Annotated in this window: 13 protein-coding genes; 3 read left to right on the forward strand and 10 right to left on the reverse strand. The window is 60.8% G+C overall.

Annotated features, from left to right (window positions below):
- Positions 1 to 47: 47 nt before the first annotated feature.
- The 4 genes from astD to M2401_RS20770 form a co-directional block, all read right to left on the reverse strand.
- On the reverse strand, positions 48 to 1517 hold the full coding sequence (astD, locus tag M2401_RS20755) for a succinylglutamate-semialdehyde dehydrogenase (protein WP_259105766.1): 1470 nt from the start codon (positions 1515 to 1517) through the stop codon (positions 48 to 50).
- Positions 1514 to 2539 (reverse strand): arginine N-succinyltransferase, encoded by a 1026-nt coding sequence (astA, locus tag M2401_RS20760; protein ID WP_259105664.1) that lies wholly within the window; start codon positions 2537 to 2539, stop codon positions 1514 to 1516. Before astA ends, astD begins: the two co-directional genes overlap by 4 nt.
- A 199-nt stretch (positions 2540 to 2738) precedes the next feature.
- The gene (gene aruF / locus M2401_RS20765; RefSeq protein WP_259105665.1) at positions 2739 to 3755 is read right to left on the reverse strand and encodes an arginine/ornithine succinyltransferase subunit alpha; all 1017 of its coding nucleotides are present in this window, start codon (positions 3753 to 3755) and stop codon (positions 2739 to 2741) included.
- A gap of 139 nt (positions 3756 to 3894) precedes the next feature.
- Complete coding sequence (locus M2401_RS20770) at positions 3895 to 5115, reverse strand: aspartate aminotransferase family protein (protein WP_259105667.1); 1221 nt, start codon at positions 5113 to 5115, stop codon at positions 3895 to 3897.
- 527 nt (positions 5116 to 5642) lie between these two features.
- Between M2401_RS20770 and M2401_RS20775 the strand changes: the two genes are divergently transcribed.
- The 3 genes from M2401_RS20775 to M2401_RS20785 all read left to right on the forward strand — a co-directional run bounded on the left by M2401_RS20775 (position 5643) and on the right by M2401_RS20785 (position 9661).
- The gene (locus M2401_RS20775; RefSeq protein WP_259105669.1) at positions 5643 to 6152 is read left to right on the forward strand and encodes a sigma-70 family RNA polymerase sigma factor; all 510 of its coding nucleotides are present in this window, start codon (positions 5643 to 5645) and stop codon (positions 6150 to 6152) included.
- A 2-nt stretch (positions 6153 to 6154) separates the two neighbouring features.
- Positions 6155 to 7105 (forward strand): FecR domain-containing protein, encoded by a 951-nt coding sequence (locus tag M2401_RS20780; RefSeq protein ID WP_259105671.1) that lies wholly within the window; start codon positions 6155 to 6157, stop codon positions 7103 to 7105.
- A gap of 99 nt (positions 7106 to 7204) precedes the next feature.
- Positions 7205 to 9661 carry a TonB-dependent siderophore receptor gene (locus tag M2401_RS20785; protein ID WP_259105673.1) on the forward strand — a complete coding sequence of 819 codons (2457 nt, stop codon included), beginning with the start codon at positions 7205 to 7207 and terminating at the stop codon, positions 9659 to 9661.
- Positions 9662 to 9962: 301 nt separating this feature from the next.
- Here M2401_RS20785 and argR read toward each other — a convergent pair whose 3' ends face one another.
- The 6 genes from argR to M2401_RS20815 form a co-directional block, all read right to left on the reverse strand.
- Entirely contained in the window at positions 9963 to 10946 is a 984-nt protein-coding gene (argR, locus tag M2401_RS20790) for a transcriptional regulator ArgR (RefSeq protein ID WP_259105674.1), read from the reverse strand.
- Between the two features lie 133 nt (positions 10947 to 11079).
- Entirely contained in the window at positions 11080 to 11844 is a 765-nt protein-coding gene (locus M2401_RS20795; RefSeq protein ID WP_259105676.1) for an ABC transporter ATP-binding protein, read from the reverse strand.
- A gap of 16 nt (positions 11845 to 11860) precedes the next feature.
- Entirely contained in the window at positions 11861 to 12973 is a 1113-nt protein-coding gene (locus tag M2401_RS20800; RefSeq protein ID WP_259105678.1) for a succinylglutamate desuccinylase/aspartoacylase family protein, read from the reverse strand.
- A gap of 3 nt (positions 12974 to 12976) precedes the next feature.
- The gene (locus M2401_RS20805) at positions 12977 to 13675 is read right to left on the reverse strand and encodes an ABC transporter permease (RefSeq protein WP_259105680.1); all 699 of its coding nucleotides are present in this window, start codon (positions 13673 to 13675) and stop codon (positions 12977 to 12979) included.
- On the reverse strand, positions 13672 to 14361 hold the full coding sequence (locus M2401_RS20810; protein ID WP_259105682.1) for an ABC transporter permease: 690 nt from the start codon (positions 14359 to 14361) through the stop codon (positions 13672 to 13674). Before M2401_RS20810 ends, M2401_RS20805 begins: the two co-directional genes overlap by 4 nt.
- Positions 14362 to 14453: 92 nt before the next feature.
- Positions 14454 to 15230 carry an ABC transporter substrate-binding protein gene (locus M2401_RS20815; RefSeq protein ID WP_259105684.1) on the reverse strand — a complete coding sequence of 259 codons (777 nt, stop codon included), beginning with the start codon at positions 15228 to 15230 and terminating at the stop codon, positions 14454 to 14456.
- Between the last annotated feature and the right edge of the window lie 655 nt (positions 15231 to 15885).

Here is a 15885-nt window from a genome sequence, read left to right on the forward strand (position 1 = left end):
TGGATCTATTTTTATACAGCTACGGCACATCACAAGGCGGTCGCGAATCAGGACAAGCTGATGCCCGGCGTCAGGGTGGCAGGCAAGGTCAGGGCGGCAGCCTCAAGCGACGCCACCGGGTACGCGCAGTAGTCCGCCGCGTAGTAGGCGCTGGCGCGGTGATTGCCCGAAGCTCCGACGCCACCGAAAGGCGCAGTACTGGCGGCACCGGTCAGCTGCTTGTTCCAGTTGACGATACCGGCCCGGCTTTGCAGCCAGAACTGCTGGTAGCGCGCCTCGGAATCGGACAGCAGACCGGCCGCCAGGCCGTACTGGGTGTCATTGGCTTCGGCAATCGCCCCGTCGAAATCGCTATAGCGCACCACTTGCAGCAACGGCCCAAACAGCTCCTCGTCAAGACGATCGCTGACCTCGCTGACATCGACAATTCCCGGTGTCAGCAAGGCGGCAGTGGCCAGCGGTTGGGTCATTGGCAGCAGACTGACGGCACCATTGGCCAGCAGTTGCTCCTGAGCGGCGAGCAGGGCTTGCGCCGCATGCAGGGATATCACCGAGCCCATGAACGGCGCAGGCTGTTGGTCGAAAGCACCGACCTGGATGGTTTCAGTCACAGCCACCAGTCGTTCCAGGAAGGCATCGCCCCACACCCCTTGCGGCACCAGCAGGCGGCGCGCACAGGTGCAACGCTGCCCGGCGGAAATGAACGCCGACTGAATCACCGTGTACACCGCCGCATCGACGTCCTGTACCTGATCCACCACCAGCGGGTTGTTGCCGCCCATTTCCAGGGCCAGGATCTTGTCCGGGCGCCCGGCGAACTGTTGGTGCAGGGCGTTGCCGGTACGGCTGGAACCGGTGAAGAACAGGCCGTCGATGCCGTTGTTCGCGGCCAGGGCGATGCCGGTTTCCCGGGCGCCCTGCAACAGGTTCAGGACACCGGCAGGCAAGCCGGCTTCGATCCAGCACTTGACCGTCAGCTCGGCGACTTTCGGCGTCAGCTCGCTCGGCTTGAACAGCACCGCGTTACCGGCCAGCAACGCCGGGACGATATGGCCGTTGGGTAGGTGGCCGGGAAAATTGTAAGGGCCAAATACCGCGACCACGCCGTGGGGCTTGTGCCGCAGCACCGCCGAAGCATCGCCCAGCGGGCCGCTTTTCTCGCCGGTGCGCTCACGGTAGCTCTGCACCGAGATCGCCACCTTGTTGATCATGCTGGTGACTTCCGTCGCCGATTCCCACAGCGGCTTGCCGGTTTCCTCACCGATGCAATGGGCCAGTTCATCAGCATGGCTTTTCAGGCTGGCGGCAAAGGCTTCCAGCACGGCAATGCGCTCATCAAGAGAACGCGTCGCCCAGGCCGGAAAAGCCTGGCGCGCCGCTTTGACTGCGGCATCAACCTGAGCCTCGGTGGCACCCTGCCCACTCCAGACCACTCGCTGAGTCACAGGATTCAAGGATTCAAACGCATCACCCTGCCCGGCCTGCCAGGCCCCGGCGATATACAAGGTGCTCATCAGACCGACTCCTTGTTCGCCGACAGAGGCACGGCACGCACCTGATCACCGGCATTCAGACGCAGGCGGCGCGCGGTCAGCGGGTCCACCACCAAAGTGCCAGCGGCGAAACGGCCAGGGCCGACGGTAATGCGACACTCTTCGCGCTTGCGGTTATGAATCAGGAAAGGCGTGGCGTCGTCGCCCGGGGTGCCGATGGCCAGGACTAGCGCCTGACTGTCGTGGACCGCGCGAATCTTGCGGGTCTCGCATTCCACTGCCGGGCCGGCGTCGAAGATATCGACATAGCCCTGGTAGCTGAAGCCCTCGCTTTTGAGCATGGTCAGGGCTGGCTCGGTATCGGCATGCACGCGACCAATGACTTCACGCGCAGTTTCGGACAGGAAGCAGCTGTACAGCGGGAACTTGGGCATCAGCTCGGCAATGAACGCCTTATTACCGACACCGGTCAGGTAGTCGGCCTGGCTGAACTCCATCTTGAAGAAGTGCCGGCCCAGGCTTTCCCAGAACGGCGAACGGCCGTTCTCGTCGGACATGCCACGCATCTCGGCGATGATTTTGGGGCCGAACAACTGCGGGAACTCGGCGATGAACAACATTCGCGACTTGGCCAGCAGGCGACCGTTAAGACCGGTACGGAAGTCGCTGTGCAGGAACAGCGAGCACAGCTCGGAGTTGCCGGTCAGGTCGTTGGCCAGAAACAGCGTTGGAATCTCGCGGTAGATATTCAGCTCTTGGGAGGCGCTGACCGTCAGGCCGACCCGGTAGTTGTACCAGGGCTCCCGCAGGCCGACCGCACCGGCAATGGCGGAAATGCCGACGACCCGCTCCTGATCGTCCTCGAGTACGAACAGATAGTCCGCGTCGCCGCGCTCGGCTTCGCCCCGAAAGGTTTTCTCGGCCCAGCCGACCCGGTGCGCCAGGCGCTTTTCATTGGCAGGCAAGGTGGTCAAACCGGCGCCGGTGTTGCGCGCCAGCTCGATCAGCGCCGGCAGGTCACTGTTGCGTACGGGACGAACGATCATGCTATCTCCTCGACACGGGCGCCTTCGGGGCGACCCGCGAAACTCGCAAACTCAATATTCAGCAGCCAAAACAAACCTTTTGAAAACGTCACGAGCGAAGACAAGACAAGGCAAAAACAGGCGAGGAAGCGGAGTTTAGGGAACCTAAATGAGCATTCCGAGCCTGTTTTTAACGCAGTATTGTCGAGCGCAGTAGTTTTCAAACCGCAACAATCCGCACGCTGGCAGCCTCGCCCACTCCTAACGCCTCAGCCGCTTCCGCGGGCAGCAACACCGGTTTACCCGGTGCCCAGTCCAGCTCCAGCAGCACGGCGCGGTAGTCCTGCAATTGGCCGTTGGCCACCAGATACAGGCGCCCGCCTTTACCCGGCTCGCCCACCTTGACCGGCACGACGCGGCTCTGGGCAATCGAACGAATCCCCGAGACCCGCGCATGCAGGGTCGGCCCGCCGTCGAAGATGTCGATGTAGTGATCGGTCTCGAAGCCTTCGCGCATCAGGATGTCGAAGGTGATCTGCGCCCGTGGATGCACCTGGCCCATGGATTCCTGAGCGGCGTCCGGCAGCAGCGGCACATAGATCGGATAGTGCGGCATCAGCTCAGCGAGGAACGTCCGGCTTTTCAGGCCGCACAGGCGCTCGGCTTCCGCGTAATTGAGGTCGAAGAAGTTGCGGCCAATGGCATCCCAAAATGGCGAATCGCCATTTTCATCGCTGTAGCCGACGATCTCGGTCACCACCGAATCAGCGAAACGCTCGGGGTGGGACGCGACGAACATCAGGCGGCCACGGGAATTGAGTTCCGACCAGGGCGTACCGACCAGCTCCGGGACCACATAGAAACTGGTGAGCAGGCTGTTGCCGGTCAGATCATGGCACTGGGAGAGCACGTGAATCTTGTTGTGAATCTTCAGCTCGCGGGAAGCATGGACGAAGGTTTCGTTGCGGAAGCTGTAGAACGGCTCGGAATAACCCGCCGAAGCCACAATCCCGGAACAGCCCACCAGTCGCCCACTGTCACTGTCTTCGAGGACGAAGAAATAGCTTTCCTCGCCATTGAAACTGACTTCGGCGGCAAACGAGGCTTCCGAGGCAGAAATCTTGTCGCCCAAACGGCCAGCATCATCCGGCAGGGATGTGACACCAATCGGGCTGTCGGCAGCGAGGCGTTGAACCTCGGCCAGATCAGCCATTTGCGCGGGGCGCATCACCAGCATGGTGTCACTCCTTAACCTTGCGGAAAAACAGACCGATTACGACCGGCCGGACAAAAAAGCGCCACGCGGCAATGGCCGCCTGGCACGAGGGAAAAAGGCCGATGCCCGTCGCGGGGCATCGGCGGGTATAACGGGTGTATCAGGCCTGGGTCAGCTTGATGATGGCGCGTTCGAAGCGGTTCAAACCTTCTTCGATATCCGCGTTTTCGATGACCAGGCTTGGGGCGAAGCGAACTACGTCAGGACCGGCTTGCAGAATCATCAGGTCCTGCTGCTCTGCCGCATTGAAAATGTCCTTGGCCTTGCCTTTCCAGGCATCGGTCAGCACGCAGCCGATCAACAGGCCCATGCCGCGCACTTCGCTGAACACACCGTACTGCTCGCCGATTTTCTCGAGGCGGGTGCGGAACAGCTGATGCTTGGCTTTCACGCCGGCCAACACTTCAGGGGTGTTGACCACGTCCATGACCGCGTTGCCTACGGCGCAAGCCAGGGGGTTGCCGCCATAGGTCGTGCCGTGGACGCCGACGCCCAGGTGCTTGGCCAGTTTCTCGGTGGTCATCATGGCCGCCATCGGGAAACCGCCGCCGATGCTCTTGGCACTGGAGAGAATGTCCGGGGTCACGCCATAGTGCATGTAGGCGAACAACTCGCCGCTGCGGCCCATGCCGCTCTGCACTTCGTCGAACACCAGCAGCGCGTTGAACTGGTCGCACAGCGCGCGGGCGCCTTGCAGGTAAGCCAGGTCAGCCGGCAGTACGCCACCTTCACCCTGGATCGGCTCCAGCACCACGGCGCAGGTCTTGTCGGACACTGCAGCTTTCAGGGCGTCCAGATCGTTGAACGGCACATGCTTGATGCCAGTAATCTTCGGCCCGAAACCGTCGGAATACTTGGACTGGCCGCCCACGGTCACGGTGAACAGGGTACGACCGTGGAAGCTGTTGAGGGCAGCAACGATTTCGTACTTCTCTTCGCCGTACAGCTCAAACGCCACGCGACGGGCCAGCTTGAAAGCGGCCTCGTTGGCTTCGGCGCCGGAGTTACAGAAGAACACGCGCTCGGCGAAGGTTGCGTCCACCAGTTTCTTGGCCAGGCGCAGGGCCGGCTCATTGGTGAAGACGTTGGAGACATGCCACAGCTGATTGCCCTGCACGGTCAATGCCCCGACCAGCGCCGGATGGCAATGGCCCAGCACGTTCACGGCAATACCGCCGGAGAAGTCCACCAGCTCACGACCCGCCTGGTCCCACACACGGGAACCGAGACCACGCACGGGGATAAAAGCGGCCGGTGCATAGTTAGGGACCATTACCTGGTCGAAATCGGCGCGGTGCACTGGTGCTTGCTCAACGGACATCGGAGTCTCCTGAAGAGGAACGCCCACCTGGAACTGGCGAGCGATGGAAGGATTGTAAGGACAGATTCATGTTCGGCCTTGCCGCCAAGCGACAACTTGTTACAGCGCAAAACCCGGTTTTTTCAAGGCTTTCGGCAATGCGACATATACCGTCACAAAGGCGCAGTTTAAACGTTGGTGGCGGGTTGTTGCAGATACAGATGATTTGATTTGGCGGGATACATCAATAAGGCCAGAGCGCATGCAGTCGTGGCAACGAGGCTTGCCCGCGAAGGCGGTGTGTGAGACTCCATAAATGTATCGACAGGACCGGCCTCTTCGCGGGCAAGCCTCGCTCCTACAGATCTGCCCCCTTATCCGTAGGACCGGCTTTAGCCGGGAGGGGGTCTTTGCAACTGATGACGCTCTCCCGGCTAAAGCCGGTCCTACGCCAGGCCGTACGGTCATTGACGACGGCAACCCTTGCCAAATGTTTCGCCAATCACGAAAATGAGATTCATTATCATAAGCAATCTCAGGTTCACGCCATGTTCTCCGTTGACCTTTCCCAACACCAGGCCGTGCAGTCTCTTTACCAAGAGCACCATCACTGGCTCTGCGGGTGGCTGCGCAAAAAGCTTGGCTGTGTCGACCATGCGGCGGACCTGGCTCAGGACACCTTCATTCGCGTGCTGACTCAGCGTAAGGCTCAGGAGCTGCGTGAACCGCGTGCTTATCTGAGCACCATTGCCCGCAGCCTGATGATCGATACCTTTCGCCGCCGGGCGCTGGAGCAGGCTTACCTGGAAACCCTCGCCGCCCGCCCCGAGGCGGTGGATATTTCCCCGGAGACCCGGCTGCTGATTCTCGAGACTCTGGTGGAGATTGACCAATTGCTCGACGGCCTGGGCGGACGCACCCGGGAGATTTTTCTCATGGCCCAACTCGACGGCTTGAGCTACGTGGAGATCGGCCGTCAGTTGAATGTGTCGGTCAATACGGTGAAGAAACATGCCGTGCGCGCCCTGACCCATTGCCTGCTGGCCGTGGAGGAATAAGCATGGCTGCCGCTCCAGCACTGGACCACGCCACCCTCGAAGCCGCCGCCCGCTGGTACATCGACCTGCGTTGTGAGGAATCCACCGAAGCCACCCACGAAGCCCATCGCCGCTGGCTTGAACATGACCCGCGCCATCGCCTGGCCTGGGAACGCCTGGGCCGTTTGCAGGAACGCTTCGACCGAGTCAGCCCCGGCATCGCCCGGCCGACCCTGACCAACGCCCGGGCCAAGCGCCGGGAAGTATTGAAAGTGCTGTCGATCCTGCTGGCCGCTGGCGCAAGTGGTGCCCTGGCCTGGCGGACCACGCCGCTACCGACGCTGATGGCCGACCAGCGCACCGACGTTGGCGAACGTCGACGGATACGCCTCGAGGATGGCGGCCATGTGCAACTCAACACCGCCACGGCATTGGACATACGCTATAGCCCAAGCCTGCGGGAACTGCGTCTGCTCAGGGGCGAGATCCTTATCGAAACCGCCCGCGATAATCTGTCCCGGCCCTTTGTCGTACACACCGCCGAAGGCAGTATTCGCGCCCTGGGCACGCGCTTCATCGTGCGCAGAGAAGTCGGACAGACCCGGGTCTGCGTGCTGGAACATGCCGTCGAAGTACGCAATGCCAGCCCGAGCACCGCCGTGCGGGTCGAGGCCGGTCAGCAATTGAGTTTCGGCGAAGACAAAATGGGCAGCGTGCAAGCCGCTACACCCCAGGCCGACGCCTGGGTCCGGGACATGCTGGTGGTGGACAACTGGCGCCTGGACGACTTTATCGGCGAGTTGCAACGCTACCGCCCCGGCCATCTGGGCTGCGATCCGGCCGTGGCGCAGCTGCGTATTTCCGGGGCGTTTCATCTGATCGATACCGACGTCATCCTGGAAAACCTCACCTCCACCCTGCCCGTGCGCATTCGTCGATTCAGCCGTTTCTGGGCCAGTGTCGAAGCAGTTTAAAAAAAACGCACAAGGTGTTGTCGATTCTGATTCTCGTTCGACTTGGTAGATAGAGGCGCTACAGACGCCGCCACCCTGCCAAAGGCGAAAGGAAACTGCATGTCCGCTTATCAGCTCACCGATCGTAATACTTCCAGCCGTTTTGCTCCCGCGCCGTCTGCCCTGACCCGTGCCATTCAACGGGTCGCCCTGGGCATGCTGCTGGGCGCACCGCTGGCTATGCTCGCCGCCGCACCCGCTGCCCTGGCCGAGAGCCGCGTGGAAAGCGAATTCGATATTCCCGCTGGCGCCATGAATACTGCCCTGGCGCAATTCGCTACAGCAGCCGGGGTGAATATTTCCTTTGCACCGAGCGTCGCCCAGGGGCAGAAATCCCAGGGCTTGCAGGGTCGCTATACGGTAGACGCCGGGCTGCGCCAACTTCTGGCGGGCAGCAAATTGCAGGCTGTGCCCCTGGCCAATGGCAGCTACTCCCTGATCGCCAAAGCCGAGGGCGATACCGTGCAACTGGAGCCGACCAGTATTTCCGGGCGCGCGGGCGAATCGGCAGGCGGCCCTGTCGATAGCTACGTCGCTCTGCGCACTGCATCGGGGAGCAAGACCGACACGCCTATCATCGAAATCCCACAATCAGTATCGGTGATCACCCGCCAGCAAATGCAGGCTCAGGGTGCGCAGACGGTGACCAACGCCCTGCGCTACGTGCCCGGCGTCAAGGTTGAAGCCTACGGCCTGGACCCCAAGGGTTTCGACTGGCTGTACATTCGCGGCTTCAACGGCCAGGCCAGCAGCGACTACCTGGACGGTCTGCGCCAGCAGAACAACAGCTATGCGTTTTTCCGCAGCGAACCCTACGCCTATGACCGCATCGACGTCGTGCGCGGCCCGGCCTCAAGCCTGTTTGGCCAGGGCGATGCTGGCGGCATCATCAACCGGGTCAGCAAGAAACCAGAAGCCAATCACGTCAACGAAGTCGAGCTCACTGCCGGTAACAACGATCGTCGGCAAGGCCAGTTCGATATCGGCGGCAGCCTGAGTGATGACCAGCACCTGCTTTACCGCGTGGTTGGCCTGGCGCGGGACGCCAACACGCAAGTGGATTACAGCGACGGTCACGAACTCAAAGACGATCACCTTTATATAGCGCCGTCCTTTACCTGGGCGCCGGACGAAGACACCAGCCTCACCCTGCTGACCAACTTTGCGCGGGACAAAAACGGGGGTTCGGTGTTTGCCTACAGCACACTGGACGGCCATACCACCAGCACGTTGCTGGGCGATCACAGCTTCAATCACCTGAACCAGGAGCAATACAGCCTGGGCTATGAATTGCGTCACCGCCTCAACGAGACCTGGGAGTTTCGCCAGAATGCCCGCTACGGTCAGGTCGACGTGATCTTCCAGAACCTGCTGCCCGGCAGCATCAATCCCAGCACCGGCAACGTGACCCGCGCCGCCGACCGCTTCGATCAGCACATGGATGCGTTCAATCTGGACAACCAGTTGCAGGCCGATTTCAACACTGGCCCGCTGATCCACAAGCTATTGATGGGCGTCGACTACACCTGGCAAGACGCTGATATCGCCCGCTGGCGCAACCTCGGGCCGAGCCTGAATATCTACAACCCGCAGTACGGCAAGGACGTCACCCGGCCCAGCGCCGCCAACAGCCTGAGCACCATCGACTACGACCAGAATATCGAGCAGGTAGGCGGTTATGTGCAGGATCAGATCAAATTCGACGATCACTGGATTCTGACGGCGGGCGGGCGTTACGACTACGTGCGCAATGCCATGGATAACCACGTCGGCGCCTCGTCCACCCAGAAAGACAACGCTTTCACCGGTCGCCTGGGCCTGACCTACGTTACCGATTTCGGCCTGGCGCCCTATGTCAGCTACGCCGAATCCTTCACCCCTAACACCGGCACCGACAGCCGCGCCAGCGCCTTCGACCCGAGCATGGCGCATCAGTGGGAAGTCGGCGTGAAGTACCAGCCTACCGACGCCATCCTGATGACCGTGGCCGCCTACGACCTGACCAAGACCAACGTGCTGACCAACGAAGTGGTCAATGGCGTGATCACCGGTTTCAGCGTCGCCTCGGGTGAACAGAAATCACGGGGCATCGAAGCCGAGATCAAGGCGCGCATCGACCAGAATTGGGACCTGATTGCTTCCTATACCTACACCGACGCCGAAATCACCAAGAGCACCCGCGGCGACCAGGGCAACCGCCCGGCCAACGTGCCGAAAAACATGGCCTCCGCCTGGTTGAACTACACCTTCCACGACAGTCTGCTCAACGGCCTGAGCCTGGGCGGCGGCGCGCGCTATACCGGCGAGCTGTACGGCGATAACGACAACACGTTCCACGTCGACAGCTACACCCTGTTCGACGCGGGCGCCAGCTACCCGTTGAACAAGAACGTGACCCTGGCAGTGAACGCGCAGAACCTGTTCAACAAGACCTACACCGCCACCTGCGACGACCTGTACGAGTGCTACCCGGGGCTGCGACGGATCGTGCTGACCAGCGTCAAGTATTCGTGGTGATCGTCGAATAACAGGCACAGGCCTCGCTCTCATCAAACAACGCGCAACGTACTGAATGACAAAGACTCTGTGGGAGCGAATTCATTCGCGAAAGCGGTGTTCCAGGCGATGAAGATGCTGCGAATTCACCGGCCTCCTCGCGAATGAATTCGCTCCCACAAGATTTGCCCCTGCCCCGGTTAGTGTTTGCTGCGCGACATAGCGGCACATTAGCGGCGGGACAGTTCTCACAAGTTCTATGTCGTTTGCGCGTATTTGCAGGCAAGCCTGCTCCCACCGGGATTGTGTTGTTTTTGCGGAATCAGCCGCGCTCGGCGGGCACCGACGACAGTTCAAACGGGCTGCTGCTGCGGCGTTGATTGCGGTCTTCGCGGGGGGTGGCGCCGAAGAAATTGCGGTAGGCGCTGGAGAAGTGCGGGCCGGAGGAGAAGCCGCAGGACAGGCCGATCTGGATTATCGATTTGCTGGTCTGCATCAGCATCTGTCGGGCCTTGTTCAGGCGCAGTTCCAGGTAGTACTGGCTTGGCACGCGATTGAGGTATTGCTTGAAGATCCGCTCCAGTTGACGGCGCGACACGCAGACATGCTGGGCGATTTCGTCGGTGGTCAGGGGCTCTTCGATATTGGCTTCCATCAACAGCACGGCCTGAGTCAGCTTTGGATGGCTGGAGCCCAGGCGGTTCTGCAACGGAATACGCTGGCGCTCGCCGCCTTCGCGAATACGCTCCACCACCAGTTCTTCCGACACCGCACCGGCCAGTTCGGCGCCGTGGTCACGGGCCAGTACCGCCAGCAGCAGGTCAAGCACCGCCATGCCGCCGCAAGCCGTGAGGCGATCACGGTCCCAGTCGAACAGATGGCTGGTGGCGATGACCTTGGGGAAACGCTCGCTGAAATCATCCTGCCAGCGCCAGTGCACGGCAGCACGATAGCCATCGAGCAGGCCCAGTTGCGCCAACGGATAGATCCCCGCCGACAAGCCGCCGATCTGGCAACCGCTGCGCACCAGTTGCTTGAGGGCGCTGCTCAGCAACGAGCTCATGGGCGCGGGCGGTTCATCAGCCAGCAGGAACAACTTCTGACAGCCTTCCAGGCGCCCTGCCCATGGCTCGCCCGGCAATTGCCATGCACCGCCTTCCGTCGGCGATTCGGCCTGCAGAAATGACAGTTCGTAGGTCACGTCCGGATGCACCCGCTGGGCCACGCGCAGGGCTTCTTCAGCCAGCGCCAGAGTCAGGGCTTTGGTGCTGGGCCAGATCAGAAAACCTATTCGATGAGCAGTCATTGAGTGAAGTCCGAAACGTGTTGCACAAGTGGTTCAGGCGACTCGGCGCCCGATCAGGAGTAACCCGGTTCTTCAAATGAAGCGCAGCATGACCGGTTCTTTTACAAAAGGCATCGTCAAACGACGCCGGGTATCACTTTAGGCTGCCGGAAAGAAACTGCTGCAAACGCTCCGACTGCGGATTGACCAACACTTCCCGCGGGTTGCCGCGCTCTTCGACCAGACCTTTATGCAGGAACACCAACTGATTGGAGACCTCGCGGGCAAAGCCCATTTCGTGGGTCACCACCACCATGGTGCGGCCTTCCTGAGCCAGGGCCTGCATAACCTTGAGCACATCGCCCACCAGTTCCGGGTCCAGCGCCGAGGTCGGTTCATCGAACAGCATGACTTCCGGCTCCATCGCCAAAGCCCGGGCAATCGCCACGCGCTGCTGCTCACCACCGGACATATGCCCAGGGTAGGCATCCTTGCGATGAGCCACGCCGACCTTGGCCAGGTAATGCTCGGCCTTTTCCAGGGCTTCCTTTTTCGGCACGCCGAGTACATGGATCGGCGCTTCGATAATGTTTTCCAGGGCCGTCATGTGCGACCACAGGTTGAAGTGCTGGAACACCATGGACAGGCGCGAACGCATACGCTGCAACTGTTTAGGATCCGCCGCCCGCAGGCCGCCATCCTTGCTGGGCACCAGTTTCAACTCTTCATTGTTGAGCAGGATCTTGCCCGCATGGGGCTGCTCCAGCAGGTTGATGCAGCGCAAAAACGTGCTTTTGCCCGAACCGCTGGAGCCGATGATGCTGATCACATCGCCGGCCTTGGCGGTCATGGAAATACCCTTGAGCACTTCGTGACTGCCGTAGCGCTTGTGCAGGTCCTGGACTTCGAGTTTGTACATGCTTGGCTCTCGCAAATCAGTCGCTGAGCAGACGGCCATGACGCAGCGCCGTGCGCCCCGCCACTTTCGCCAGCCAGAAACCCGGTTGGGCATAACGAAGCCGCTCGATGGCATAGACCACCCCGGCAGTTTGAGTGCAGACGATGCTGACCTGATCGGACAGCGGGTCGATGACTTCGAACAACGGCTCGCCGACCTCGACCCAGGCACCGGCCGGGCGCAGGAAGGTGACGACGCCCGGATGCGGCGCATACAGCAGTTCGGTGCCTTCGAACGGCATGCCTTCGCACGCTTCGCGCTCAGGCTGCGGCCAGTCACCGCCGATCAGCCCCTGTTCGGCGAGGAAGGCGAGGATGCCTGCGGCATGGGCCTCGGCGTCGTCCTTGCCGGTATCGGCCTGGCCACCCAGTTCCAGGGTCGTGGCCAGGCAGGCCAGGGGGATCGCCGCCTCGGGAAAGGTGCGCGACAGGCGCAGCCACGGCAACGAACAGGCTTCGTCAAAGGAGCTGCCGCCGGAATCTTCCGCCAGCAGGCCGACGCTCATGCCCAGGTGGGCGGCCAGGGAGCGCCACTGCGGCCAGTGCTGTGGCAACGCATACATATGCAGCGCAGCCTCGGCATCACAATGCAGATCCAGTACCACATCAGCGGTACAGGCATGACTGAGCAGAACCCGCTGCATGCCCTGCAACTGGCTCTGGGCAGGCGGCAGATCGGCCAGGACATCAGCCATGGCCTGACGAATCAGCTGAATATTGGCGTGGGGATCATCGCCCAGTTGACCGTTCAGACGCTCAGCCACCGGCCCGCTCAGCTCGCAGAAATCACGATTGAAATTGCGTCCGCTGCCAAACTCGAAACGCCCCTGATGCGAGCCTTGCAGCAACTGGCCCAGGCCCATGGGGTTGGCCACGGGAACCAATTCGATCACGCCCTTGAGCAAGCCTTGTGCTTCAAGCTCGGTCAGGCGTTTCTTCAATTCCCAGGCGGTGCGCATGCCGGGCAGTTCGTCGGCGTGCAGGCTGGCCTGGATATAGGCCTTGCGCTCACCGTGGCCGAAGCGGAACACACTCAGGCGACGTTCGCTGCCCAGGGTGCTCCAGGGCAATACATGATCGATTCTTTGCATGGGTCAGCCCTTTCGCGGAGCGAGGTAGCCCAGCCAGCGACGTTCCGCCCGCTTGAACAACCGCACCAGGATGAATGTCAGGCACAGATAGAACACGCCTGCCGTGATATAGGCCTCGAACGGCAGGTAATACTTGGCATTGACCTCACGGGCCGCGCCGGTGATGTCCATCAACGTGACGATGGAAGCCAGACTGGTGGTCTGCAGCATCATGATCACTTCGTTGCTGTACTGCGGCAGCGCCCGGCGCAGGGCCGAAGGCAGCAGGATCCGGCGGTACATTTTGGCCTTGGACATGCCCATCGCCCGGGCCGCTTCGATCTCCCCGGCGGGCGTGGCCTTGAGGCTGCCAGCGATGATTTCGGCGGTATAGGCGCTGGTGTTGATGGCGAAGGCCAGGCAGGCGCAGAAGGTCGCGCTGGACAGCCAAGGCCAGAAGATACTGTCGCGCACTGCCTGGAACTGGGCCAGGCCGTAATAGATCAGGAACAGTTGCACCAGCATCGGCGTGCCGCGAATCACATAGGTGTAGAGCCAGGCGCTCATGTTCACCAGTGGTTTTTTGGAGACGCGCATCAGGCCCAGGGGCACGGCGGCGAGCAGGCCGAACAGCAGGGAGATCGCCAGCAGCTTGAGGGTGATGAGCAAGCCGCCGAAGTACAGCGGCAGGCTGTTCCAGACCACGTTGTAGTCGAACATCATAGGTCAGCCGCCCTTACGCCTACCGAGTAGCGTCGTTCCAATTGGCGCAGGACCAACAGCGAAACACTGGTGATGACCAGGTACATCGCGGCCACTGCGAGGAAAAAGGTAAAGGGTTCGCGGGTGGCGTCGGCCGCCTGCTTGGCCTTGAACATCATGTCTTGCAGGCCGACCACGGAAATCAACGCGGTGGCCTTGGTCAGTACCAGCCAGTTATTGGTGAAGCCGGGGATCGCCAGGCGGACCATCTGCGGTACGAGAATGCGGAAAAACACGTTGAACGGGCTCATGCCATAGGCCATGCCCGCTTCAGCCTGCCCCTTGGGAATGGCCATGAACGCACCGCGGAAGGTCTCGGACAGATAAGCACCAAAGATAAAGCCCAGGGTGCCAATGCCGGCCAGCAGCGGATTCAAATCGATGTAGTCGTCATAACCGAGCAGCGGCGCGACGCGATTGAGCAGGTCCTGGCCGCCGTAGAAGATCAGCAGGATCAGCACCAGGTCGGGAATGCCGCGGATCACCGTCGAATACAGATCGCCCAGCCAGGCCAGCCAGCGCACCGGCGACAGGCGCAGGGCCACACCGATCAAGCCGAGGACAATGGCCAGTGCCATGGAAGACAGGGCCAGCTGCAACGTCAGCCATGCGCCGTCGAGGATGACGGCCCCGTAGCCTTTCAACATGATGTGCAGTCCTCAAGCGAGGGAAAAGAAAATGGCGCAAGCCCAACCAGCGTGCGGCTTGCGCCATTGCGGACAATCAATGACGACGGGATTTACTTGCCGTAGATATCGAAGTCGAAGTACTTGTCCTGGATCGCCTTGTACTTGCCATTGGCACGGATCGCGGCGATGGCGTCGTTAATGCGCTTGAGGTTGGCGCTGTCGCCCTTGCGTACCGCAATACCGATACCGTCGCCGAAGTACTTGGCGTCGGTGAAGGCCGGACCTACGAAGGCATAACCCTTGCCCGAATCAGTCTTGAGGAAACCGTCCTGCAGCAGGGTGGCGTCGGCCAGAGTGCCATCAAGGCGACCGGCGCCGATGTCCAGGTAGATTTCATTCTGCGAGCCGTACGGCTTGATCTCGGCACCCAGTGGCGCGAGGACTTCCTTGGCGAAGCGCTCGTGGATCGAGCCGCGCTGCACGCCGATATTCTTGCCCTTGAGTTCGGTCAGGCCGTCGCTGACAGCGGTGCCTTCCTTCATGACCAGACGGGCCGGGCTGTTGTAGTACTTGTTGGTGAAATCAACAGACTGCTTGCGCTCTTCGGTAATCGACATCGACGACAGGATGGCGTCGATCTTGCGCACTTTGAGGGCCGGGATCAGGCCATCGAACTCCTGCTCGACCCAAGTGCACTTGACCTTCATCTCTTCGCACAGGGCGTTGCCGATGTCGTAGTCGAAACCGACGATGCTGCCGTCCGGCGCCTTGGATGCGAATGGAGGGTAAGCGGCTTCGATACCGATCTTCAGCGGCTTTTCATCGGCGAATACCGGCTGCGCCAGCACGGACAGCGCCAATGCGCCAAGAAGCATGAGCTTTTTCATTTGCAGAACTCCATCGGTACAGCGAAACAAATGGCAGTACAGGCAAAAGGCCTGCGATGCGAAGGAATGACTTTTGTTGGCGACGCCTGAGAACCGCAACCGGAGTCCGGTACAGCTCGGCGAGTGATCGGCATTTTAGCGATAGCGTCGAAGTCGATATTTCTTCAATGCGACAACTAGTTACAGAAGCACCGGAATCGGGCACCTGCATGATTGACAGCCTGCATAATTTTATGCATGGCGAAAGAAAGGCAACCGATCATAACAGCAAAAATCGCGCCCATTATTGGCAACACCTTGAAATACGGCAAGTGCAGCGTATCGCCATGTTTAAACGCAGACCAAAAACAGGGACCAATCCGACAAAACTGGGAGGCTTTGCCTCACATCAGTGCAGGCGGTTACACACAATGTTACAGCAGTAACAGTTCGGTAATTATCGGGATAGGCACACGGCCAACCGGCCTCTTCGCGGGCAAGCCCGGCTCCAACGAAATCGCGGTTATCCGCAAACGACTCGGAACCCCGTGGGAGCGAGGCTTGCCCGCGAAGGCGATGGGACAGACGCAGGAGATGTATTGAATGTACTGGCCTCTTCGCGGCGGTGCGGCGGTCCGACAAGCCTCGCTCCCACAAGATTTGTGTGTGTCCTGGA

Source organism: Pseudomonas sp. JUb42 (genome assembly GCF_024807945.1).
In the GTDB taxonomy this organism is placed as follows: Bacteria; Pseudomonadota; Gammaproteobacteria; order Pseudomonadales; family Pseudomonadaceae; genus Aquipseudomonas.

Excerpts from the sequence above, each read along its gene's own strand:
- M2401_RS20805 (WP_259105680.1), bottom strand. The coding sequence starts at position 13,675 with ATGATGTTCGACTACAACGTGGTCTGGAACAGCCTGCCGCTGTACTTC.
- M2401_RS20810 (WP_259105682.1), bottom strand. The coding sequence starts at position 14,361 with ATGTTGAAAGGCTACGGGGCCGTCATCCTCGACGGCGCATGGCTGACG.
- M2401_RS20800 (WP_259105678.1), bottom strand. The coding sequence starts at position 12,973 with ATGCAAAGAATCGATCATGTATTGCCCTGGAGCACCCTGGGCAGCGAA.
- M2401_RS20770 (WP_259105667.1), bottom strand. The coding sequence starts at position 5,115 with ATGTCCGTTGAGCAAGCACCAGTGCACCGCGCCGATTTCGACCAGGTA.
- argR (WP_259105674.1), bottom strand. The coding sequence starts at position 10,946 with ATGACTGCTCATCGAATAGGTTTTCTGATCTGGCCCAGCACCAAAGCC.
- M2401_RS20775 (WP_259105669.1), top strand. The coding sequence starts at position 5,643 with ATGTTCTCCGTTGACCTTTCCCAACACCAGGCCGTGCAGTCTCTTTAC.
- M2401_RS20815 (WP_259105684.1), bottom strand. The coding sequence starts at position 15,230 with ATGAAAAAGCTCATGCTTCTTGGCGCATTGGCGCTGTCCGTGCTGGCG.
- astA (WP_259105664.1), bottom strand. The coding sequence starts at position 2,539 with ATGATCGTTCGTCCCGTACGCAACAGTGACCTGCCGGCGCTGATCGAG.
- aruF (WP_259105665.1), bottom strand. The coding sequence starts at position 3,755 with ATGCTGGTGATGCGCCCCGCGCAAATGGCTGATCTGGCCGAGGTTCAA.
- M2401_RS20780 (WP_259105671.1), top strand. The coding sequence starts at position 6,155 with ATGGCTGCCGCTCCAGCACTGGACCACGCCACCCTCGAAGCCGCCGCC.
- M2401_RS20785 (WP_259105673.1), top strand. The coding sequence starts at position 7,205 with ATGTCCGCTTATCAGCTCACCGATCGTAATACTTCCAGCCGTTTTGCT.
- M2401_RS20795 (WP_259105676.1), bottom strand. The coding sequence starts at position 11,844 with ATGTACAAACTCGAAGTCCAGGACCTGCACAAGCGCTACGGCAGTCAC.